The organism is Desulfobacterales bacterium (genome assembly GCA_030066985.1).
Classification (GTDB): Bacteria; Desulfobacterota; Desulfobacteria; order Desulfobacterales; family JAHEIW01; genus JAHEIW01.
In genome coordinates, this window is the sequence record JASJAN010000006.1 from 36,048 (window position 1) to 57,005 (window position 20,958).

General features: G+C 46.5%; 18 protein-coding genes. 9 read left to right on the forward strand and 9 right to left on the reverse strand.

The genetic code is table 11. The annotated features are described in order from the left end of the window. Nucleotides 1–448 precede the first annotated feature (448 nt). From QNJ26_04755 to coaD, 5 genes are all read left to right on the forward strand, one after another. Nucleotides 449–964, forward strand: coding sequence for a DUF4390 domain-containing protein (locus tag QNJ26_04755; protein MDJ0984832.1), 516 nt, complete (start codon nt 449–451; stop codon nt 962–964). A 36-nt stretch (nt 965–1,000) separates the two neighbouring features. After that, a complete protein-coding gene (locus tag QNJ26_04760) occupies nt 1,001–3,232 on the forward strand; it encodes an ATP-binding protein (protein MDJ0984833.1) in 2,232 nt (743 codons plus the stop codon). Between the two features lie 97 nt (nt 3,233–3,329). Next, entirely contained in the window at nt 3,330–4,688 is a 1,359-nt protein-coding gene (locus QNJ26_04765; protein ID MDJ0984834.1) for a sigma-54 dependent transcriptional regulator, read from the forward strand. Nucleotides 4,689–4,947: 259 nt separating this feature from the next. Further along, nucleotides 4,948–5,508: a 16S rRNA (guanine(966)-N(2))-methyltransferase RsmD gene (gene rsmD, locus QNJ26_04770; protein ID MDJ0984835.1), complete on the forward strand. Its 561-nt coding sequence runs from the start codon at nt 4,948–4,950 to the stop codon at nt 5,506–5,508. Between the two features lie 417 nt (nt 5,509–5,925). Then, nucleotides 5,926–6,438 (forward strand): pantetheine-phosphate adenylyltransferase, encoded by a 513-nt coding sequence (gene coaD, locus QNJ26_04775; GenBank protein MDJ0984836.1) that lies wholly within the window; start codon nt 5,926–5,928, stop codon nt 6,436–6,438. Between the two features lie 278 nt (nt 6,439–6,716). On the opposite strand, the gene QNJ26_04780 is transcribed toward coaD, so the two are convergent. Further along, nucleotides 6,717–7,697, reverse strand: a complete 981-nt coding sequence (locus QNJ26_04780; GenBank protein ID MDJ0984837.1) for a DUF368 domain-containing protein — start codon at nt 7,695–7,697, stop codon at nt 6,717–6,719. A 205-nt stretch (nt 7,698–7,902) separates the two neighbouring features. Further along, on the reverse strand, nt 7,903–8,565 hold the full coding sequence (locus QNJ26_04785) for a protein-L-isoaspartate(D-aspartate) O-methyltransferase (protein ID MDJ0984838.1): 663 nt from the start codon (nt 8,563–8,565) through the stop codon (nt 7,903–7,905). Nucleotides 8,566–8,769: 204 nt separating this feature from the next. On the opposite strand from QNJ26_04785, the gene QNJ26_04790 reads away from it, so the two are divergent. Then, nucleotides 8,770–9,783: a potassium channel protein gene (locus tag QNJ26_04790; GenBank protein ID MDJ0984839.1), complete on the forward strand. Its 1,014-nt coding sequence runs from the start codon at nt 8,770–8,772 to the stop codon at nt 9,781–9,783. Nucleotides 9,784–9,815: 32 nt separating this feature from the next. Here the strand turns inward: QNJ26_04790 and QNJ26_04795 are convergent, their stop codons facing one another. After that, complete coding sequence (locus tag QNJ26_04795; GenBank protein ID MDJ0984840.1) at nt 9,816–10,403, reverse strand: 5-formyltetrahydrofolate cyclo-ligase; 588 nt, start codon at nt 10,401–10,403, stop codon at nt 9,816–9,818. 178 nt (nt 10,404–10,581) lie between these two features. On the opposite strand from QNJ26_04795, the gene serS reads away from it, so the two are divergent. The 3 genes from serS (at nt 10,582) to QNJ26_04810 (ending at nt 14,436) form a co-directional block, all read left to right on the forward strand. Then, the gene (gene serS / locus QNJ26_04800) at nt 10,582–11,856 is read left to right on the forward strand and encodes a serine--tRNA ligase (GenBank protein ID MDJ0984841.1); all 1,275 of its coding nucleotides are present in this window, start codon (nt 10,582–10,584) and stop codon (nt 11,854–11,856) included. Further along, entirely contained in the window at nt 11,853–13,355 is a 1,503-nt protein-coding gene (gene thrC, locus QNJ26_04805; protein ID MDJ0984842.1) for a threonine synthase, read from the forward strand. The genes serS and thrC overlap by 4 nt, the downstream gene beginning before the upstream one ends. 313 nt (nt 13,356–13,668) lie before the next feature. Then, entirely contained in the window at nt 13,669–14,436 is a 768-nt protein-coding gene (locus tag QNJ26_04810; GenBank protein MDJ0984843.1) for a tetratricopeptide repeat protein, read from the forward strand. A gap of 294 nt (nt 14,437–14,730) precedes the next feature. Here QNJ26_04810 and pilQ read toward each other — a convergent pair whose 3' ends face one another. Genes pilQ through QNJ26_04840 form a run of 6 tightly spaced genes read right to left on the reverse strand, consistent with a single transcriptional unit; the run spans nt 14,731 to nt 20,890 of the window. After that, on the reverse strand, nt 14,731–17,553 hold the full coding sequence (pilQ, locus tag QNJ26_04815) for a type IV pilus secretin PilQ (GenBank protein MDJ0984844.1): 2,823 nt from the start codon (nt 17,551–17,553) through the stop codon (nt 14,731–14,733). Nucleotide 17,554: 1 nt separating this feature from the next. After that, the gene (locus tag QNJ26_04820) at nt 17,555–18,358 is read right to left on the reverse strand and encodes a pilus assembly protein PilP (GenBank protein MDJ0984845.1); all 804 of its coding nucleotides are present in this window, start codon (nt 18,356–18,358) and stop codon (nt 17,555–17,557) included. A 47-nt stretch (nt 18,359–18,405) separates the two neighbouring features. Further along, entirely contained in the window at nt 18,406–19,041 is a 636-nt protein-coding gene (locus QNJ26_04825) for a type 4a pilus biogenesis protein PilO (GenBank protein ID MDJ0984846.1), read from the reverse strand. Beyond that, a complete protein-coding gene (locus tag QNJ26_04830) occupies nt 19,041–19,631 on the reverse strand; it encodes a PilN domain-containing protein (GenBank protein MDJ0984847.1) in 591 nt (196 codons plus the stop codon). The genes QNJ26_04825 and QNJ26_04830 overlap by 1 nt, the downstream gene beginning before the upstream one ends. Beyond that, nucleotides 19,628–20,680, reverse strand: coding sequence for a type IV pilus assembly protein PilM (gene pilM / locus QNJ26_04835; protein ID MDJ0984848.1), 1,053 nt, complete (start codon nt 20,678–20,680; stop codon nt 19,628–19,630). Before pilM ends, QNJ26_04830 begins: the two co-directional genes overlap by 4 nt. A 9-nt stretch (nt 20,681–20,689) precedes the next feature. Continuing rightward, nucleotides 20,690–20,890 (reverse strand): helix-turn-helix domain-containing protein, encoded by a 201-nt coding sequence (locus QNJ26_04840; protein MDJ0984849.1) that lies wholly within the window; start codon nt 20,888–20,890, stop codon nt 20,690–20,692. Between the last annotated feature and the right edge of the window lie 68 nt (nt 20,891–20,958).

Sequence of the window (20,958 nt, forward strand, 5' to 3'; positions counted from 1 at the left end):
TATCTCAGGTGTAATTCGCCTTCAAACAAAAAAGGATGTATATCATTTTATTAATTTTCACCCTTCGAGCGAGCCGGAGGCTCCCATCGGTCCGCCGCAGGCGGATTATTAAGGACGAAGCATAGTTGACTATTGCTTCGCCCTTAAATGCCTTGCATATGAAAACCGCAGACTTGTCCGCCTCTGGAGGACTCGTGCAAGATTTAAGTACAACTTGTATTCTGTATGAGAATTTATAAGAGAATCAAATTCATCAGACATCCTAATGGGCTGTATGGGCAGAGCCGCGAGCAATATTGAGCAGCATTTCGGACGCTCATTTTTCATTTTTGGTTATGATGCGCCAACGGAAAAAGCAGCAGATTTTAAAAATCGATAATTTTTTCTCATGATGGCATTGCGTAAACGGATAAAATTCATTTCCATTCTGGTTTCGGGTATGCTTTTTATGGCTTCCCATGCAGGATTTGCTCAAGACGCCACGCTGACCAATATTACGGTATCCAATAGCCAGGATGATCTGCTGCTCTTTTTAAATCTTGAAGGCGCTTTCCGTGAAGAGATGAAACAGGCCATTTTAAGCGGCGCGCCCTCTACATTTTCTTATTTTGCTAAATTGAATCGTGTGCGCAGTCTATGGTTCGACAATGCTATTGCCGATATAGAGGTCAGCCACACGATCATTTACGATAATCTCAAAAAAGAATTTACCGTCACACGGTCCTGGAAGGACAATAATCCTGAAGTCACCAAATCATTTGATGAAGCCAAGAAATGGATGACGGAGATCGACAGCTTAGAGATAATCCCATTAGACAGGCTGGAAAAAGGCGAGCAATACCAACTGAGAGTGAAGGCTGAAGTTAGCAAGAAAACCCTCCCTTTATATCTGCATTATATTCTGTTTTTTGTGTCTTTATGGGACTTTGAGACGGATTGGTATACCATCGATTTTATTTTCTAATGACAGCCTGTTGATGCACGATCCATCATTAATGCCATGAAAAGGCCTCGATTTAAAAGAAAATCTTCACTTTCGGAAAAAGAACGCAAAAGACGCAAGCGCGAATTTATTTTAATCTTGGTGATTTTGTTCGTGGTTGCTCTGTTGACGTTGGTCGAAAGCCGAATCATCAAGTTCGGAGCCGATATTGCCGTCTCCAATACGGTGTTGATGTTTATTCTGATTAACATCAATTTGCTCCTGCTGATCTTAATGATTTATCTGGTGTTTCGAAACCTGGTAAAACTGATTTACGACCGCCGGCGCAACGTCTTAGGCGCTAAAATCAGAACCAAGCTCGTTATTGCTTTTGTGTCGCTAACCCTTTTGCCGACCATCGTCTTATTTTTCTTTGCGCTTAATTTTATTACCACCAGCATTGAGTTCTGGTTCAATGTGCCGGTTGAACAGGCGTTGGACAATTCCCTGTGGGTAGGTGGACGCCTGTACAGTCGGGCAGAAGAGAACAATAAATTTTTCCTGGAGCGCATATCCTATCAGGTCAAAACCAAAAATTTGCTGGATGACAAAAACCGCAAAGCCCTATCCCATTATATCCGAATTGTACAACGCGAATTTAACCTTGATGCTGTCGAAGTTTATGCCCGCGATGCTGAGCGTTTGACATTCGCTTTGGCGCCCAAGCTTGAAAACGAATATTTCGGCATTATTTCGGCTGAAGACATCAAAAAGGAATTGCCTGCGGATGGGATTCGATCCATTTCACAATCCATTCCGTCCGGAGAATTCATTAAGACCGTAGGGACCATTCCATTTGGGGTACAGCCCGATGAAGCCATCGGTTTTGTTGTCGCCACCATCCTGATTCCAAAGGAACTTTCTGAAAATCTGCAGTTTATTCGCAAGGGCTTTACGGAATACCAGCAGATCAAACTGCTCAAAAAGCCGATTCAGATTACCTATTACATATCGCTTTCAATTGTTGCATTGCTGGTTTTATTTTGTGCTGTGTGGTTTGGATTTTTTATGGCGCGTTCTATCAGTCTGCCGATTAAAGAGTTGGCAGAAGGTACGCGGCGGGTGGCAGACGGCGATTTAGGCTATACCATTGATCCGGTCAGCGATGATGAGTTTGGCAGTCTGGTTCAATCCTTTAATCAGATGACGCAGGATCTTCGAATCAGCCGGGAACAACTGGAGTTGTCCGCTCGGATGTTGCGGCATCAGAATATTGAGATCGAAGAAAAGCGGCAGTTTATGGAGATCGTTTTAATAAGTGTTTCTGCTGGTGTCGTCACGCTGGATGCCAAAGGCATTATTTCGACCATGAATAAATCAGCAGAAAAGATGCTCAATCTCAAATCCGAACAAATACTGAACAAAAGCTATAAGCATTTATTAGATGGGGCCTTTTTAGAACTGGCCAATGAAGTTCTGGACAACCTTTCTTTAACCAGTGGTGACACAATTGAATTGCCGCTAAAGCTTACGATCGAGGGCCGACCGCGAAGCTTTCTGGTTTCTGTCAATGCACTCAAAGACGATGCCGGACGACACATGGGAACATTGATGGTTTTTGATGACCTGACCGAGCTGGAAAAGGGCCAGCGCATGGCGGCCTGGCGCGAAGTTGCCCGGCGCATCGCCCATGAGGTTAAAAATCCGTTGACACCGATTATTCTCTCCGCGCAGCGGCTCAAACGCAAATATGCCCAGTTTGTGGATGAAACCATATTTGAAGAATGCACGGAAACCATTATCAGCCAGGTGGAGCTGATTCGGAATTTGGTCAACGAATTTTCATCTTTTGCCCGCTTTCCAAGTGCCAATCCCGTTCCCGATCATTTGCTACCCATCATTGAAGAAACCGTTGCCCTTTATAGGGAAGGACATCCCGGGATTAATTTCAAAATAAACAACACCAGTGATATCCCGGTTCTAAACCTGGACCACCAGCAGATGAAGCAGGCACTCATTAACCTGATTGATAATGCGATTGGTGCCTTAAAAGGTCCTGGCAATATCATTATTAGCGTAGCACATGATCCCATACTCAAAAAGGTCCGCATGGAAGTTGCCGATGATGGGCCGGGTATTTCAGATGAAGATAAAACGCGTTTGTTTCAGCCCAATTTTTCGACCAAAAAGACAGGTATGGGTCTGGGATTGACGATCGTCAGCACCATTATCGCGGATCACAATGGCATGATAAATGTTCAGGACAATGCCCCCCGCGGGGCAAAATTTGTCATTGAATTGCCGGTATAAATCAAACGCTCGCTGCTGGCCCTATTCAGCCAGCAGCCAGCGACACGAAGCCAGAAGCCATACGACGACTATGTAAACAATTGCAAAGAGGAATACCATGCTAGCATCGGTGTTAATTGTTGATGATGAACAGTCTATCGTTCAGTCTTTAAGCGGTTTACTCTCTGATGAGGGCTATGAGGTCTCAACAGCCATCAACGGTTATGATGCCCTGACCGCGATTGAATCAGAAGCGCCTGACCTGGTTTTGCTCGACATCTGGATGCCGGGAATGGATGGCATTGAAACTTTGAAGGAAATCAAAAAATACAATCCCCAAATCCAGGTCATTATTATCACTGGTCACGGAACGATTGAAACGGCGGTTAGGGCCACAAAATTGGGGGCTTTTGATTTGGTTGAAAAGCCGCTTTCCATTGATAAGATCATCTTAACCATTAACAATGCCTTAAACTTCAAGCGTCTCGAAGAAGAAAATAAATATCTTCGGAACAAGACACTGGAAAAGCATTCAATTGACGGAGAATCTGAAAGAACAAAGGAACTCCGCAAAAATATTGAAGTCGCAGCTCCAACCGACACCTGGATACTGATCAGTGGAGAAAACGGCACTGGAAAAGAACTGGTGGCACGCACCATCCATCAGCTCAGCCCGCGTTTTGAGCAGTCAATGATTGATGTCAGTTGCGCGGCTATCAGAGATGAGCTTTTGGAAAGTGAGATGTTTGGGCATGAAAAGGGCTCATTTCCCGGTGCGACTGCCAAAAAAATAGGCAAGTTTGAGCTCGCCAACAATGGAACCATATTTCTGGATGAAATCGGCGATATGAGCTTAAGCTCGCAGGCCAAGATTTTACGAGTTCTGCAGGAACAGCAGATCCAGCGAGTGGGCGGAAGCCGCTTGATCGGCATCGATGTTAGAGTGATTGCCACCACTAATAAAAGCCTGGAGCAAGAAATTGAAAAAGGAACCTTTCGAGAGGATCTTTATTATCGATTAAATGTAATACCCATTGATGTGCCGCCTTTAAGAGAGCGTATCGAAGATTTACCCCTGTTGGTCGAGGCGTTTTTAGTAGAATTTGCTGTTCAAAATCGCAGCAAGCGCAAATCAATGAGTCCTGCGGCAATCAGTGTTTTGAGCAATTATGCCTGGCCTGGAAACGTCAGAGAATTGCGGAACCTGGTCGAACGTTTGGCCATCATGGTTGATAAAGATGTTATTGATGCAACTGACATACCGGATTCATATCGCCCCGGTGGCTTGACCAACCCATCCTTTGCGGCTTCGGCACCGTTTATGAAATTGGATAATTTCAAAGAAGCCAAAAAAGCGTTTGAAAAGGAATTTATCAAAATAAAACTGGTTCAAAATGAGAACAATATCACCAAAACCGCCAAGGCCATGAAGGTGGGCAGGAGTTATTTGCACAAGAAGATAAAATCTCTTAATTAGTGTTGCACCTCATAAATACGTGTAAAAAATTGAAAGGGTCATATAATTTTCTTTCGGACGCTATGATTGGCCCATTGCCAGTGGCCTGATATTTGGGATTATAGCCACAGTTTGCCGAATCCAAAGGCTTGCTTGGCGTACATCCCAAACATCAGGCCACACCATACATCGGGGGTATATTTTCTGCATAGCGTCTTTCAGAAAACAACATGACCCTTTAGACTTTGAGCTCTCATATTTTGGAAGGCTTTTTTTGAATATGACCATTCGCGTTATCGGGGGGAAATTGAAGGGCAGAAAATTGGTGACCGTGGCCGGGAAGGAAACAAGACCGACCGCCGATCGGGTGCGGGAATCCATTTTTAATATACTGGGCCAAAGCGTTCAGGGGGCCCGTGTTTTAGACCTGTATGCCGGAACCGGTGCAATGGGAATTGAGGCTTTAAGCCGGGGTGCCCAATTTGCTTTTTTTGTAGACGACCAGAAAACAGCTTTGGCTGCCTTGGCAAAAAATTTAAAAAGTTGTTCGCTGGAGAGCAGGGCCAGCACCGTCAAATGGAATATAAAAGACAATTTAAACATTCTTCGTTCGCACAGACTCGCCTTTGATCTTATTTTTATAGATCCGCCCTACCATCAGAATATGATTCAGCCAACCTTATCACATCTGAGTGTGAGCAAATGCCTGGGCAACGGCGCTCAGCTGACCATTGAACACTCGCCGCTTGAGCCGCTACCGGAAAACCAATCTGAGTTCAAATGCACTGACCAGCGCAGATATGGAAAAACGCTTGTCTCTTTTTTAATTTATATGTTATGAATTTGATTTATTACCTGAATCCTGCATGAAAATTAATGCGAAATTCTTATTATAGATTAATGATAGCCAGTTAGACGAATCATAGAAGTCATTCAAATTACCAATTAGGTATAAAGGATGGAAATCATTTTATCGCATTAATTTTCACTATCTGGGTTTGGCTTTGAGCTTTCGACTTCGCTTTTTGAGCGACGACGAGACAACAAGCCCAAACAAATCGGGCGAGCCGGAAGCTTTCATCTGCTGTGTTATTAAGGGCGAAGCATAGTTCACTATAGCTTCGCCCTTAAGTGCCTTGCATATGAAAGCCTCCGACTCGTGCAAAATTCAGGTATTAATTGGTCCTATCATCATTTTATATATGCCGCTTGTCCTTTCCATTGCCGCCGAACCCCAAATAAAAAGGAATGATAACAGATGCCTAAAATCGCGATTTACCCCGGATCCTTTGATCCGGTGACCAACGGCCATCTTGACATTGTTGAAAGAGGCTTAAAAATATTTGATAAAATTATCGTTGCCATTCTGTATAATCCGAACAAGGAGTATCTTTTTGGCCTCGAAGAACGATTGGAGATGCTTAAAGATTGCTTGAAGAAATTTAAAGGCGTTGAAATCGATAGCTTTGATGGTCTTCTGGTCAACTATGCCGCGCAACGAAAAGCACATGCCATCCTCCGGGGGCTGCGCGCCATGTCAGATTTTGAGTATGAATTCCAGATGGCCTTGATGAACCGACGACTCAATCGCGAGGTGCAGACCGTATTTCTTATGACCGGATTGCGCTGGATTTTTACCAGCTCTTCCATTATCAAGGAAGCCATTCAATTCGGCGGCAATATTGACGGTATGGTCCCCCGGTTGGTGCAGAAAAAGCTGAGAGATAAATTCGGTCTGGTTTCAAATTCTGAGCAAAGCGGGAAAAACTAAACGGACCATCGATTAAAGGTTAACTCAATCGGACAGCTGGATGGATCTTTGGCAGTTAAATACCTTCTGCAAAGTCATCGCGCTTAAAAGCTTTTCCTGAGCTGGAAAAGCGGTACGCCTTTCTTAGCCCACTATCAGCAACCACTTCAAAGATTTGAAAGATCATTTCTATTGCCGGCTAATTGATCGCCTGACCAAAGAAGCAGCCCCGATCAATTAAAGTGAATGCATATTGGGTTTTCTGGCAAAGACGCAAAGAGTTGAAGCGGTTTTACGCCTTAGTCGTTTTTCCTGTCTCTGGCCAAGCGCTCAATCGCCATTACCGCTAAAAACCCGATGATCGCTAGAGCGATGGCAAAAAGTACTTCCGTGTTCAGCGTATCGGGAATGATATTGGGACCCCAGGTGACATGCGGTTTTCCGTTAATTTTTTCGGCTGCTAATATTTGTTTCCACGGCCAAATTTTGGGCATGGCGCCAACCATCAAACCGGTCAAAAACGCCATGGTCAGACCACGGAAATTCTTGAGGAAATAGTTGAGCAGTCTGGAAAAACTGAGCAGTCCAACCATACATCCCAGACAAAATACGATGATAATAATGAAGTGCTGCGGTACAAACGGATTTTTTAGGGTGGCTGTGATAAACTCATATTTGCCCAAGATCAACAAAATGAAGGCCCCGCTGATGCCGGGTAAAATCATGGCACAAATGGCGATGATGCCGCACAAGAATATAAACCACAGCGCCTCGGGGGTTGTTATTGGTATTAGATTCATAATGAAGGCGGCAACGGCAATTCCAACCGCCAGGCTGATACTGTTGCGCAGTGTCCAGGCGGTCACCTGCCGGCTGACCACCAGGATGGATGCCGCAATCAGACCGAAAAAAAGACTCCAGGTCAATACGGCATGATGATTGATCAAAAAATTCATCAGTCTTGCCAGGCTGATGATGGCAATGCCGATTCCAACAAACAATGATAGTAAAAAACGGATGTGAATACCCGCCACGGCACCTTTCACGTCAAGCTGCAGCAGTTTTTTAACCATTGCTAAATCCAGTGATTTAAGGGCTTTGATCAGATCTTCATATATTCCGGTTATAAGCGCTATGGTGCCGCCGGAAACGCCAGGGATCACATCAGCCGAACCCATACACAGTCCTTTTAAGGACAAAACACATGCCTTTTTAAGCGAATCTGGTCCTGGACCTGCAAAAAACGCTTCTTTCCACGTCAGCTGTGTTTTTGTTTTCACCGATTTATCCTGCTTCATTTTCTATTTCAGATCCAATGCCATCGAATCCATTGACCGCTCACCCGTTATATGCAAAAAAACCCGCATGCTGCGGGATAAATGCAAGGATAACATCACAATGCCGCAAAGATCTCAATCAAATAAAACAAAAGAACGACAGAAAAGAGCCTTTGTGTGTTTTTCTGTCTTTGTGGTTATGGACGATTTATCGGTTTTCTTTCCAACCCTGTGCCCCGATTAGTTTGACAAACCGGCATCCTCCCAGATTCGATTTGTGGATACCCATCTTATCTTTGGTAATTTTGATCAAATCCTGGGAGTGTTGGTTGCCTACCGGCACGATCATACGCCCACCCTCGGCCAGCTGGTCCAGCAATTTTGTCGGAACCTCCGGCGCACCCGCAGTGACCATGATGGCATCGAAGGGACTTTCATCCTGCCATCCGGCTGTGCCGTCGGTGCAGCGCATGACGATATTATGATAATGGAGTTTATCTAGCAGATTGCGTGCCTGAATATAGAGCGCCCGGATTCGTTCGATGGTGTATACCCGGAAGACAATCTCTGCTAAAATGGCTGCCTGATATCCGGATCCGGTTCCAATTTCCAGAACGCGGTCATCTTTGCAAAGCTCTAATGCCTGGGTCATTTCGGCCACAATGTAAGGCTGGGAAATGGTCTGCTGTTCGCCAATGGGCAACGGGTAATCGCCATAAGCCTGATCTCTTAACGCTTCACTGACAAACAGGTGTCTGGGTACGGTGCCAAGTGCTTCCAAGACATTGGCGTCATGTATGCCTCGCGGTTTGAGCTGCTGGCGTACCATTTCCTCTCTTTGGCGCTCATATTTCATGGCTTCTTTATTCATGACTGATTATCTACCAACTCAGCACATTCAGGTCAAGTATGCCCGGGGCATTCATCCGATGATTCATACAGACGGCTTTAAGCTATGGTGCGGTTAATGATCCCGGCAAACCCCTTTGTTTAAAAAAGACCTTGATCCTTTGGTAAAATACTACAATAATTATAGGATCCGTTAACTTCAGATGCCATATGGCTGGGACTGTGCATGGACGGCACGCGACATTTAATTTACTGCATATTGATATCGATTCTGATACTTGCTGTAGGAAGCATCGGGTACATGGCCATAGAAGGCTGGCCGTTTACCGATGCCATTTATATGACGGTGATCACCATTTCCACCGTCGGTTTTAAAGAAGTCAACCAGGTGGGTGAAACCGGACGCATATTTACGATTTTACTCGTTTTTAGCGGCGTCGGATTTTCCCTCTATGTTGCCGCAGCCGTGGTACAGTTTATGGTTGAGGGCCGCATCAGAATAATCATGGGGAGGCGCAGGTTGGATAAAAAGATAAACCGGTTAAAAAATCACTATATTGTTTGTGGGTATGGGCGTATCGGTCGGGTGCTTTGTCGCCATTTAAAAAAAGCCGACATCGAGGTGGCTGTTATCGAAAAATCCTCAGAACGAATTTCCGCGATGGATGAAGATGATATTCTTTACATTGCCGATGATGCCACTGATGAAAACAATCTTTTAAAAGCCGGCATCAAACGCGCCCGTGGACTGGTCGCTGTGTTGGCGACCGATACGGACAATGTCTTTTTGGTGCTGACCGCTAAACAATTGGCGCCGCAGTTGTTCATTATGGCCCGCGCGAGTCAGAGAAACGCCATTATTAAATTGCGCGCTGCCGGTGCCAACATGGTGGAATCGCCTTATGTGATGGGGGCCATGAGCATGGCCAATCGCATTATCCGTCCGACGGTGACCTCGTTTCTGGAATTGGCCTTTGCCCAACGCCATAAGGATATACAGATGGAGGAAATACCGGTAAGCTCAACCTCAGAACTGGTTAATATCGAGTTGAAAGATTCTGGTATACGGCAAAAATACAATCTAATCATTATTGCCATAAAAAAGCCCGATGGCAGTATGCAGTTTAATCCCTCTTTTGACGCCGTCATCAAACCCAATGATACGGTCATCGCAGTTGGTGAAGCTGCCAGTTTACAGAAGCTGGGCTGGGCGTTAAACCCTCAGACGGGCACTTCATAAAAGGGCCTGGCAGATGCCAGTGGCCGGGGATTTTAAATTTTATAGATGACGCGGTTTTCTGTGATGATAATATCAACGTGTTTGTCGTGCGCTTCAATGGGTACCTGCGGAATTATTTGCGCTTCGAGGGCAAGCGCCACCTTGCGGGTGGTAATAGACAGATTGGGGATCAAGCGGTCATAATAGCCTTCCCCGGAACCGATCCTGCCCCCTTTCTCATCCAGGGCCACCGCCGGAATGATGGCGATGTCGATCTTTTCAATCGGAACAATCTTGCAGCGGGTATCATGGGGCTGTGCAATATTGCGGGGACCTATTTGAAGGTCTTTTTTAAGGTTGTCGACTTTTTTCAAAAGCATTTCATAATTTTCAGGGTTATAAGCTGGCAATACAACAATTTTGCTATACTGAAATGCGCGCAGGAGAATGTTTCCGGTTGGGACTTCGTGTTCATTGTTCACATACATCAGCGCAATTTTGGATTCGAGAAAATTGGCAAAATCAAAGAGTCTGTTTTCAATGGCTTTTGTTTTTTCAGCGATTTCTTTGGTTGAGAGGGCACCAAGTTTCTGGGCAACTTCTTCACGAATCTGACCTTTGGTGATTTGAATTTCCTCCATCTGATAACTCCTGCTGCAAGTTTGAATGGTTTCGGATATAAAGGGGATGCTGTGCTAATCGTCAATAATCATTGACTATACAGCACGACCATGCTAATTGCGCCAATGTTTCATCCATCTGCCCGACAAAGGGATTGGATGATTTTCATCATGTGAACCTTCCATTATAAGGAAAGAAATGCTGGAAATCAAGTTTGTTAGGCAAAATTTAGCTGCCGTGCAAGATGCGTTAAGCGCGCGGGGTTATGCGATTGACCTGGATGCCTTTACATCTTGCGACGAGGAACGCAGGGCCATATTGCAAGAGCTAGAAGCCTTACGGCATAATCGCAATGTGGTTTCCGACCAGATCGCGGAAATGAAAAAAGCCGGTGAAAATGCAGATACCCCTGTAACCCAGATGCGCGAGGTTTCAGCCAAGATTAAAGCGCTGGATAAGTCGCTGGCCGATACTCAGGAAACACTCGAAAAAATGTTGCTGGGAATGCCGAATATTCCCCATTCATCGGTACCGGTGGGCAAGGATGAAGCCGACAACCCTGTTATAAAGACCGTTGGTGAACCCCCAGCGTTTGAGTTTGAACCCAAAGCGCACTGGGACATTGGAACCCAGCTCGGAATCCTGGATTTTGAGCGGGCTGCAAAAATTACAGGGGCGCGTTTCCCGCTTTACTATGGTGCCGGTGCCCGCCTGGAAAGGGCACTTATTAATTTTATGCTCGATATTCATACCCAGGCGCATGGCTACACAGAAACACTGCCACCTTTTATCGTCAACCGACAGAGCATGACGCATACCGGCCAGCTACCGAAATTTGAAGAAGATTTGTTTAAATTGGTAGACTGGGATTACTATCTGATCCCCACTGCCGAAGTGCCGGTCACCAATATTCATCAGGACGAAATTTTGGCTGAAGCGCAGCTGCCGATTTATTACACGGCCTATACGCCGTGCTTCAGATCTGAAGCAGGATCATACGGTAAAGATACGCGCGGATTAATTCGCCAGCATCAATTTAACAAGGTTGAACTGGTCAAATTTACTACCCCGCAAAGCTCCTATGACGAACTTGAATCGCTGCGCGCTAATGCCGAAACCATTTTGAAAAAACTTGAACTTCCCTATCAAGTCATTGAGCTGTGTACCGGGGATCTTGGCTTTTCGGCTGCCAAGACCTATGATCTTGAGGTCTGGATGCCGGCCCAAAGTGTTTATCGTGAAATTTCATCCTGCAGCAATTTTGAAAATTTTCAGGCACGCCGCGCAAACATCCGCTATAAGAAAAAAGGCCAAAAAGGGACTGAGCTCGTCCATACACTCAATGGATCCGGGCTTGCGGTGGGCCGCTGTCTGGCCGCAATCATTGAAAACTTCCAGCAAGAAGACGGCAGCGTGTCGATCCCCGCTGCGCTGCAACCTTACATGAGTGGAATGGAAACAATTCAACCGTGAAACTGGACGATCTTCCCGAAGAGATCCGATCTCAAATCCTGCCTCAGCATGAAGGCCAGCTGGTTTATCGCTGTTTGGGCTGTGGGCAGGAATTCGGCATTGAAGAGCTTTTATATGTCTGCCCGGCCTGCGGGCAGGTTTTTTTGATTCATGATCTGAATTCTAGCCGGTTATCCCGAATTTCAGGGGCGACATGGCGCCGGATTTTTGATTATCGAAAGCTGCTCAGTATTCCGGCGTTAAAGGGTATTTACCGATATCACGAGTTTATCGGGCCAGTGATACCGTTGGCAGCAGTCGTCTACCTGGGAGAGGGTCATACCCCGGTGGTCGAAGCCAATGCCCGACTACAAGAAAAGGTTGGTTTGCGGTTTTTTTTTAAAAATGACGGTCAGAACCCCAGTGCCTCATTTAAAGATCGCGGTATGGCGAGCGCCTTCAGTTACATTAATATGATGGTGCGCGCTGCAAAAGTGTCTGATGTCTTGGCCATCTGTGCCTCAACTGGCGACACCTCTGCCGCTGCGGCATTGTATGCATCTTATCTAGCGCCGCAAATCAAGTCCGCTGTGCTATTGCCCCATAAAAAAGTAACCCCCCAGCAGCTTTCCCAACCGCTGGGCAGCGGTGCGACGGTTTTTGAAATTCCCGGCGTTTTTGATGACTGCATGAAGGTGGTTGAGGCTTTATCGGATAATTATAATGTGGCCCTCTTAAATTCGAAAAATGCTTGGCGCATCCTGGGCCAGGAGTCCTATTGTTATGAGATTGCTCAGGACTTTGAATATGATGTGTCCCATTTAGCGGTGGTGGTGCCCATTGGCAATGCCGGCAATATCACTGCGGTCATGAGCGGGTTTTTAAAATTTTATGAAGCCGGTGTTATCGGCGGGCTGCCCAAAATACTGGGTGTGCAATCCGAACATGCCAATCCTGTCTATCGCTATTACCTGGAGCCGGCTATCGATAAACGCCAATTTAAACCGGTTACCGTAAAACCCAGTGTGGCTCAGGCAGCAATGATCGGCAACCCGGTCTCAATGCCCCGGGTGATTCATCTGGTGGAACGTTACAATCAGCTGGCCGGCCAGCAGCAGGTTTTTTTTATTGAGGTCGCCGAGCAGGACATCATGGACTGGGAAATCATTGCCAATCGCAACGGGCACATTGCCTGCACGCATGGTGGGGAATCGCTGGCGGGCCTGGTCGATGCCGTGGACCGCGGCATTGTATCCAACAGTGATGTGGCGATTGTCAAATCCACCGCACACGCATTAAAATTTGCTGAATTTCAGGAAATGTATTTTGAACAGCAGTTTCCACCGGAGTATAATGTCGAAACCGACACGGACTTGATCAACGCCCCAATTTATGTTCATCCCAAAGGTCTCAAACAGGTGCCGACAGCGGGTAAATCGTTGTCGGATAAAGATTTTAAAGCGTTTGTACGCCGGGTATCGAAAGACATTGCCGGTCATTTGAAACTTAAAAAGCGCTAAGGGTAACAATTGGCCTTTTGCGATAACACCTGTTTCGGGGTAGCGTCCATTGGGCAGCGGTAGAAAACCACACGTCATTTAGGATGTTGTCATATTGGCGCTTTAGCTTGGCGCTAACGTGAGAATGGCCTCAGGGTGAATTTCATATTGACAAGTCAATTAAGATATAGATATCATTCATTATAAATAATATTCCATCATTCCCACATTCCATTATTCCACTTTGGGCTGCCGCGGGATCACACGGAAAATGTCATTCTTTCAAATTGGTATCGCACTTTCAGGCTATGCAATAAAGTTGAGGTAACCACTAATGAAACGAAACTTAATAATATCTTTTGGATGTATTATTCTATTGGGTGTCGTTGCGGCGTGCGCAACAAAGGATATTGAGAAACAGAAAAAGGAGGCCGAGGTTGCCCGACGGCTCGGCGAAGCCTATTTACAACAGGGCAATTTTTCTGGTGCGCTAAAGGAGTTAAAAAAGGCCGAGGCGAAATACCCGGATGATCATTTGCTGCAATATGACCTGGGTCTGTTATACGCATTCAAAGAACGGTATGACGAAGCGATCGTGCACTATAAAAAGGCTTTGGAGCTGAGTCCCACCTATGGACCTGCAATGAACAGCCTGGGCAATGCCTATGCCGGAAAAAAGGACTGGGACCAGGCCATATTTTATTATCGTAAGGTCATCAATGATATCCTGTATGCCACCCCGCACTTTGCTTATACCGGCCTGGGCAATGCCTATTATTACAAAGGTGAATTAAAGCGTTCGGAAAAAAATTATCAGCAGGCACTAAAGATCAAGCCTGATTTTGTCAAGGCGCTTCAGGGAATCTCTGAAACCTATATCGCCATGGGGCGGGTGCCCGAAGCGGTCGAAAAATTAGAAAAAGCCGTGCGCATAGAACCTGAATTTGCGCGCTTGCATTTTCAATTGGCCAGGGCCTATCAGGTGGCGTTGGAGTTTGATAAAGCCTATCGTTCCTATCAGAAGGTCATAGAGCTGGCTCCGGAAACCGGACTGGCTGATCAAGCGGAGCAGGGGGCTAGGGAAGTCAAAAAATATCTTTAGAATTGGCTTTTAATACCTATCTTTTTCCCGCTAGCTGTGTTGCAATCCGCTTCAAAATGCTCACGTACTATCGTGTACGCTCCACTTTTGAAGCGAATTGCGTCGTGCTATCGGAAAAAATCTAAGCATTAAAAGCCAATTCTATGTTTATAAAAAAGCGAATGCGGCCTTGCTGTAGATCAAGGACCGCATTCGCTTTTTTAACGCTATCTTCTGGGACGCTGCCGGCTCTGCTGGTTTTGACACTTATGAAATCAACATGTCATTTTTAAAATCTGAAACGCTCAATGTAGGCTATGAAAGACGCTTTTGTTCGAGCTGAATGATTCTCGGCGTCAGAAAAATCAGCAGTTCGTTTTTAATATCGGTTTCTTCCTGAAATTTAAACAGCCAACCCAGCACGCCCATTCGACGCAATCCCGGAATGCCTCTTTCCGTCCAATTAAGCGTTGATTTGAGGATGCCGCCGATGACAATAGTATCGCCGTCATCAACCAATATTTCGGTCTCGGCCTCGTTGGTTGACAGCGCCGGTTCATCAGCAGAGGGGTCCACCAGGTCGTTTTTGGTGACAAAGATCGTCATGGTGATGCGACGGTCTGGTGTAACCGACGGGGTAACCTCCAGCAGCAGATCGACATCCTTAAATCTGACGGAGGCATTCCCTGAAGAGTCTCGCTCCAGATAGGGGACTTCAAACCCCTGTTTGATTTTGGCTTTTTTGTTGTCCAGGGTGACAATCTTGGGTGAAGAAAGGATATTGGTTTTACCTTCGACCTCACTGGCTGCCAAAGTAGCATCCACGATGGAAAAGTCCGTGCCGGCGGTTTTAAAAAGACTAAACTGCAACGATGCCGTCTCCACCAGCGTTGGCGGAATATTGTCGGCCGTAAACACTGTCGGGCCTGCGACCCAGTTGCTGGTGTAGGGCACGTTAAATGTTCCCAGGGTGACCTCGCCCCAATCAAAGCCGATTTGTCTGGTGAAGTTGGTGTTGGCTTCCACAACCCGGGCTTCAATGACCACCTGGGGGGTAACAGTATCGATTTTTTCGACAATCTCTTTGGCCTGCTTAATCTTGAGGGCCGTATCGGTAATGATGATTTGATTGTTGCGTTCATCCACATTGGCTTTGCCGCGTTCTGCAGTCAAAATGGTCTCTAAATGCGGCAACACTTCCGTGGTGGCATTGGAGTAGCTAATCGGAATGTATTCGGTAAACAACGGTTCAAGTGCTTCGGCCTGTTTCTGGGCCTGCTGGGCAGCCTTTAACTGGGCCTGTTTGAGTTTTTCTTCCTGGGCAAGGGTGCTGAGCGTTGCGATTCGGATGATGTCGCCCTCCATGGTCATCCCCAGCTGGTTCATTTTCAATAACAGCTCCATCACCTGATCCCACGGCACTGGTTTCGAAAATTTAAGGCTAACCTTGCCGCTGACATTTTTGTCGATCGCAAAACTTTTGCCGCTGATTTCCCTGAGGATACGAAAGACGTTTCGAATATCCATGTCGTAAAAATCAAAAGCGATCTTTTCTCCGGTATATTTTTGCTCAGGAGCAATGATGGCCAGCCGTTCTTCGGCGGTTTGGGCCTGATCGGTTTTGAGCACGTCCTTTTGAGATGACTTTTTCCTTGCTTCCGGTGCCATCTGGCTGTCGCCTTTGCCAGCTTTCTGGGCAGCGGTTGTCGGCGCGTCAGCCAGAACGGTTTTCCACTCGGGCAAATCAGCATTTTCATAGGGTTTGGGCGGAATAGCCGAGGCCGCAAATTCGAGTCGCAGCGTTTTGTTTTGTTGCACCATTTTATAAGGTACCGCCTCGCGCAATTCGATGGTAAACACAGAATCGCTCTTCATTTCGGCTGTTTGAACCGGTGTGACCCGATCCACCGCGCTTTCAAAGCGGGTGGTGATCAAAGCCCGCTTGCGATATTCCGGCAGGCTGGTGTTAAACAGCTTAAGGTGCAGGCGCTTGGGGCCGACTTTTTGCAGATCATACTTTACCGGCGTGGTGGTTCCGATGATCAGCGCTGAGGTGCCAGCCTCCTCGCTGGAAAAATCAATCCGATTGACCCAGGCTGCATTGCCCGGCAGAACGACAGGTTGGGCTTCGCTTGTATTGGAAGCCTTGTCGGCCGGTTTCATCGGGGTATCATTTTTCGTTTCTTCCGGTTTCACCGGTGTTTCTTTTTTTGCCACCATCGGTTTTGCCGCTGCGCTTTTGGCCACCGGCGCGCTTTTGGGTGCTGCGGCCCTGGGCGCGTTGCCCACATGGATCAGCAGCCCGTTTTCAGCCGGGGCGGCCGAATATTTGGCCAAAGAGGCCTTGGGCGCATCCAGTACCAGACGAACCTTGCCGCTGTGCCCAAAATGACGAACCTGATTCACATAAGGGGATTTGACCGCCTGGCGCTGCTCGCCTTTATACGGGCTTTTGAGGCTAAACATGTCGATGACAATACGGGGTTGTTTGCCGTCAATGGTAAACGCTTTATAGTCTCTAATCACCCCGTCGGCTTTGACATTGACCACCACACTGTTTTTCATCGGAGTGGCGGTCACAGTTTTTAAACGGCTGGCGGCCGGCAGATCTTTCAGCGATTTAACCTTTTGCGGCGCAGGCTGCTGCACCAGCGGCTTTTCGCTGATCGGCGCCGGTGCCGCCGCTGAACCCGCAGTCGCATTGGGAAACGATACCAGCAGTGCCGAATTTTGCGGCTTGAGGTCATAGGGCGCATCGGTTTTCAAGGCAATGAAAATCCGTGAAGTGGTTGATTCGCCTTCAACCAGTTCGCTGGCCTTGACCGAGACGATGATATCATTGGACGGCGGCGTGGTTACCGAGCTGACCTGATCTAAAGAGGTGTCGGGAAAGTGAAACAGCACCCCCAGCGGAAACACCTGCTTGATGGCGGTATAGGTCAGCGGTTGGTTTCCATCGATGGTAACCATCACCTGACCGGCGCTGATGTCAGCGGTAATGGCGGTAATGCGCTTGTCGCCCACATCTTTGATATCAGCTGTTTTATTGGAGGCGCATCCGGCAAACCAGGCCATCAGCACCACCAGCGAGAGGATCACTATAGATAGATTTCGTCGACTTATAAATTGGTTAATCACCTTAAAATTCTCCAGGAGGCTTCGGAAGTTTTAGTTCTTTATTTCTGAGGCTCACATTGCCGACAACATCCTCATATTCTTCGGCAACTATAACTTTATCGCGCTGAATTTTGACCACTTTGCCGGCGTTGGTTCCGATATAAGTTCCCCTTCGGATGACATAACCTTTGCCATTGGACTCTTCGACCAAAGCCTTATTGCCGCTTGAGGCCAGAATAATGCCCACCAGTCTGAGCTGGCTGAGGTCAATTTTTTCCAGTGGTGTGCGCGGTATTCTTTTTTTACGTTTTGACTTTGCCATGGCCACAGTCGGTTTTTCGCGGAACAATGGTTCAAAAGGATTCACTTTACCTCTGGGGTTATATATTGGGCGCCCCTTTGATGCCTTCGCAGCAGCTATGGCCTGATCGCCGGCAGACCCTGCCGGCAACTCGGGTGCGGTTTGGCTACCCGATTGCCCCGAAGATGCTGGCTGGATTTTAGAAATGTCCGACTTGGGCGCTAACGAAAGGTTTGTCGTTTTCGTCTCTGGCGGCTGTGCCGCTGACTGCGGCGGTTTTTGGGCCAGCTTTGGCGTCTCAGGCGGCTGTTTCTCAGGGGCCGGTGGTTCGGGCTTGGGTGCAGGCTGCGCTACTGTCGACGTTTTCCGCGGCGGAGGCCCGGTTTTCTTTTTCGCGGGCTTGATTTTTTTCGTAACGATCTTGGGTTTGCGCGGCTCTTTCGACGCTTGGTCGCAACCCAGCATAACGGTCACAAAGCCAATCAAACAAGCCAAACTACAAATAAGAATCAGATTTTTTTTCATGGCATTTCATTACTTTTCAGCAAGGGTGTCAATTACATTTGGGGTTATTATTTTCGTTTTTTCTTCTTTCGCTTATTCGTCTGTTTTTGCGGAGGCGGCTCCACAAACTTATAGGTCACCGCTGTGCAGGATGTGTTCAGGTCCAATGTATCCCCTGCGCGTTTCATCGAAATATTTCTGATGTTGACAATACGAGACAGGCGCGCAACCTTGTCGAAGAAAACTGCCAGATCGTGATAACCACCTTTGACACTCATCTCCACAGGGATTTCAGCATAAAATTCCTTACGCACTTCGGACTTGGGCTGAAACAATAAAAATTCCAGCCCCGCGTCCTGGCCGGATCTGGAAATACTGGTCAACAATGAAGGGATCTCTTCTCTTTCAGGCAGAGCTCTCATTGCGGTTTTAAATTGCACCTCGGCTTCTTGCATTTGCTTTTGAAACTTTTCTAAATTGGCCGCATTTTGCTTAGCAACTTTCAGTTTTTTCTCCAGGGTCTTGAGCTGTTTATCCAGCTTGCTAATTTCCGCTAATTTGGGTTTGTAAAGTACAAAAACAAAAATGGCGATAATCGCAATAAAGACACCTGAAAAAATCAGGATCCGTTGGATCTTTGATATTTTTTCGATCTTGGCGAAAAAGGCATCAACTCCTGAAGTTGTTCCCTGTGTTGGATTCATTATGTTTTGACCCTCGGCTTACGTTTATTTGCGGATTGGGGTTTTTGTGGCGGCACTTTGGTGCAGACAATTTGGAAACTTTTTAAGTTTGTTTTCTGCACCTCTTGGCGTCTTACCGTTTTTAGCTCGACATTGCTAAATAAACCGCTCTTTTGAAGACGAACCATAAAATCTGCCACTGTTTTTTCATCCAGTGCGATTCCGGTGATTCTTACCGTTTTTTCTTGCACGGCCAATTCGGTTAACCACATGCGCTTGGCGACCAATACCTGAGTTATGGTATCCATTAAAACCACCGGTGCGTGGCGATCCGATTCAAGTTGCTCGATCACGGCCATTTTTTTCCGCAGATTTTCTAAATTCTGACGGATACGAGCAATTTCCTTGTTGATTTCGTTGTATTTTGTCAATTCGGCGTTGGTGTTTTTTATTTTTTTGTTAAACCTGCTGATTTTAGAACCCAGAGAAAAATTATAATAAAACGCGATAATCAGCACTAACGCCAACGAAAGCAAAAATAACGATACTTGGCGGCGGACGTTTTCTTTTTTACGGTCGGCCCGAAAAGGGAGCAGATTAATTCGTATCATTTGTCATTCACTTTTCTCAATGCCAGCCCCACGGTGATGGCTGCCTGGGGGGCAACTTGTTTGATAAATTCTGAATCAAAACGGTCACCTACATAGATGCCTTTAAATGGATCAATGGTTTCTACTTCAGCGGATGCCTCGACACCCAGCAATTCACGAAATTCGCCGATACTGGCGCCACCTCCGCTCAAAATAATACGCTTGATCTGATCATCCGGGTAAGTGGAGTAGAAAAAATCAAGCGCACGTCTTATTTCAGTACACCAGTCGGCAACCACCGATGACACAATGCCCTTTAAATCTTCTGCTGACAGACGATCCGGATTGTCGCCGAATTTAAGCTGTTCAGCCTCATCAAAACTGCAGTCGACCAAAGAAATAATTTTTTGATTGATCTGGCTGCAGCCTAAAGAGACATCGCGCATGAACACAGAGTTATTGCCTTTGAGAATATTCAAAGACGTCTTGCTGGCGCCAATATCGATCAATGCAATGTTATCTTCGCCGGGGTCATAACCGACCTCAAATGAATTCTGCAGGGCGAAGGCTTCAACATCAATGATGCAGGGATTAAGGCCGGCCAGATTTGCCAGGTTATAATAGTCATCGACCATTTCTTTTTTGGCAGCGACCAGAAACACATTCATTTGATTGGAGTTGGTTTCGTTTGGCCCCAGTATCTGAAAATCCAGATTTACATCGCTGATATCAAAAGGGATGTATTGCTCAGCTTCAAAATGAATGGTTTCTTGCAGTTGCTCTTCGTCCATGGTTTGGACAGCGATTTTTTTGACGATAACTGAATAGCCGCCAATGGATATGGCCACATTGCGCTCCTTAATATTATAGCCTTTAAAAAGCTGGCGAATCGCTTCAGCGACCGATTCCGGGTCATTGATGTTGCCGTCTTCAATGGCACCATGGGGAATGTCGGTCATGCCGAAGCGTTTTAATTCTCGGCCGCGTTTAGACTCCGAGATTTCAGTCGCCTTTAAGGAGCGGGATCCAATGTCGAGTCCGACTAGGGTGTCTTTTTTACTAAATACCATGAGATGCTCTTAGTCCTTAAATATTTTGTCTTTATCGGTTATTTTAAGGCCCAATGCCAAAATAATTTTACGTTTGGTTTCCATGCGACATGGCATGCCCTTTTCAATGCGGGCAATTGTAATGGGTGAAACCCGTGCTTCCCGGGCAAGCTCAGCTTTGCTCATAAGCAATGATTCTCTGGTTTCCTTTAAGCGATTTTTACTGGCCATGGATCAAGGATTTCCTATTTTGAAGTACGGATTATAATGGATGCGAAAACATTTTAAATGGGATTTGA

Coding starts and splice junctions, on each gene's coding strand:
- QNJ26_04825 (MDJ0984846.1), bottom strand. CDS start 19,041: ATGAATCCAACACAGGGAACAACTTCAGGAGTTGATGCCTTTTTCGCC.
- QNJ26_04790 (MDJ0984839.1), top strand. CDS start 8,770: ATGGACGGCACGCGACATTTAATTTACTGCATATTGATATCGATTCTG.
- QNJ26_04755 (MDJ0984832.1), top strand. CDS start 449: ATGGCTTCCCATGCAGGATTTGCTCAAGACGCCACGCTGACCAATATT.
- QNJ26_04795 (MDJ0984840.1), bottom strand. CDS start 10,403: ATGGAGGAAATTCAAATCACCAAAGGTCAGATTCGTGAAGAAGTTGCC.
- QNJ26_04820 (MDJ0984845.1), bottom strand. CDS start 18,358: ATGAAAAAAAATCTGATTCTTATTTGTAGTTTGGCTTGTTTGATTGGC.
- rsmD (MDJ0984835.1), top strand. CDS start 4,948: ATGACCATTCGCGTTATCGGGGGGAAATTGAAGGGCAGAAAATTGGTG.
- pilM (MDJ0984848.1), bottom strand. CDS start 20,680: ATGGTATTTAGTAAAAAAGACACCCTAGTCGGACTCGACATTGGATCC.
- QNJ26_04760 (MDJ0984833.1), top strand. CDS start 1,001: ATGAAAAGGCCTCGATTTAAAAGAAAATCTTCACTTTCGGAAAAAGAA.
- QNJ26_04765 (MDJ0984834.1), top strand. CDS start 3,330: ATGCTAGCATCGGTGTTAATTGTTGATGATGAACAGTCTATCGTTCAG.
- serS (MDJ0984841.1), top strand. CDS start 10,582: ATGCTGGAAATCAAGTTTGTTAGGCAAAATTTAGCTGCCGTGCAAGAT.
- QNJ26_04840 (MDJ0984849.1), bottom strand. CDS start 20,890: ATGGCCAGTAAAAATCGCTTAAAGGAAACCAGAGAATCATTGCTTATG.
- QNJ26_04810 (MDJ0984843.1), top strand. CDS start 13,669: ATGAAACGAAACTTAATAATATCTTTTGGATGTATTATTCTATTGGGT.
- QNJ26_04785 (MDJ0984838.1), bottom strand. CDS start 8,565: ATGAATAAAGAAGCCATGAAATATGAGCGCCAAAGAGAGGAAATGGTA.
- coaD (MDJ0984836.1), top strand. CDS start 5,926: ATGCCTAAAATCGCGATTTACCCCGGATCCTTTGATCCGGTGACCAAC.
- QNJ26_04830 (MDJ0984847.1), bottom strand. CDS start 19,631: ATGATACGAATTAATCTGCTCCCTTTTCGGGCCGACCGTAAAAAAGAA.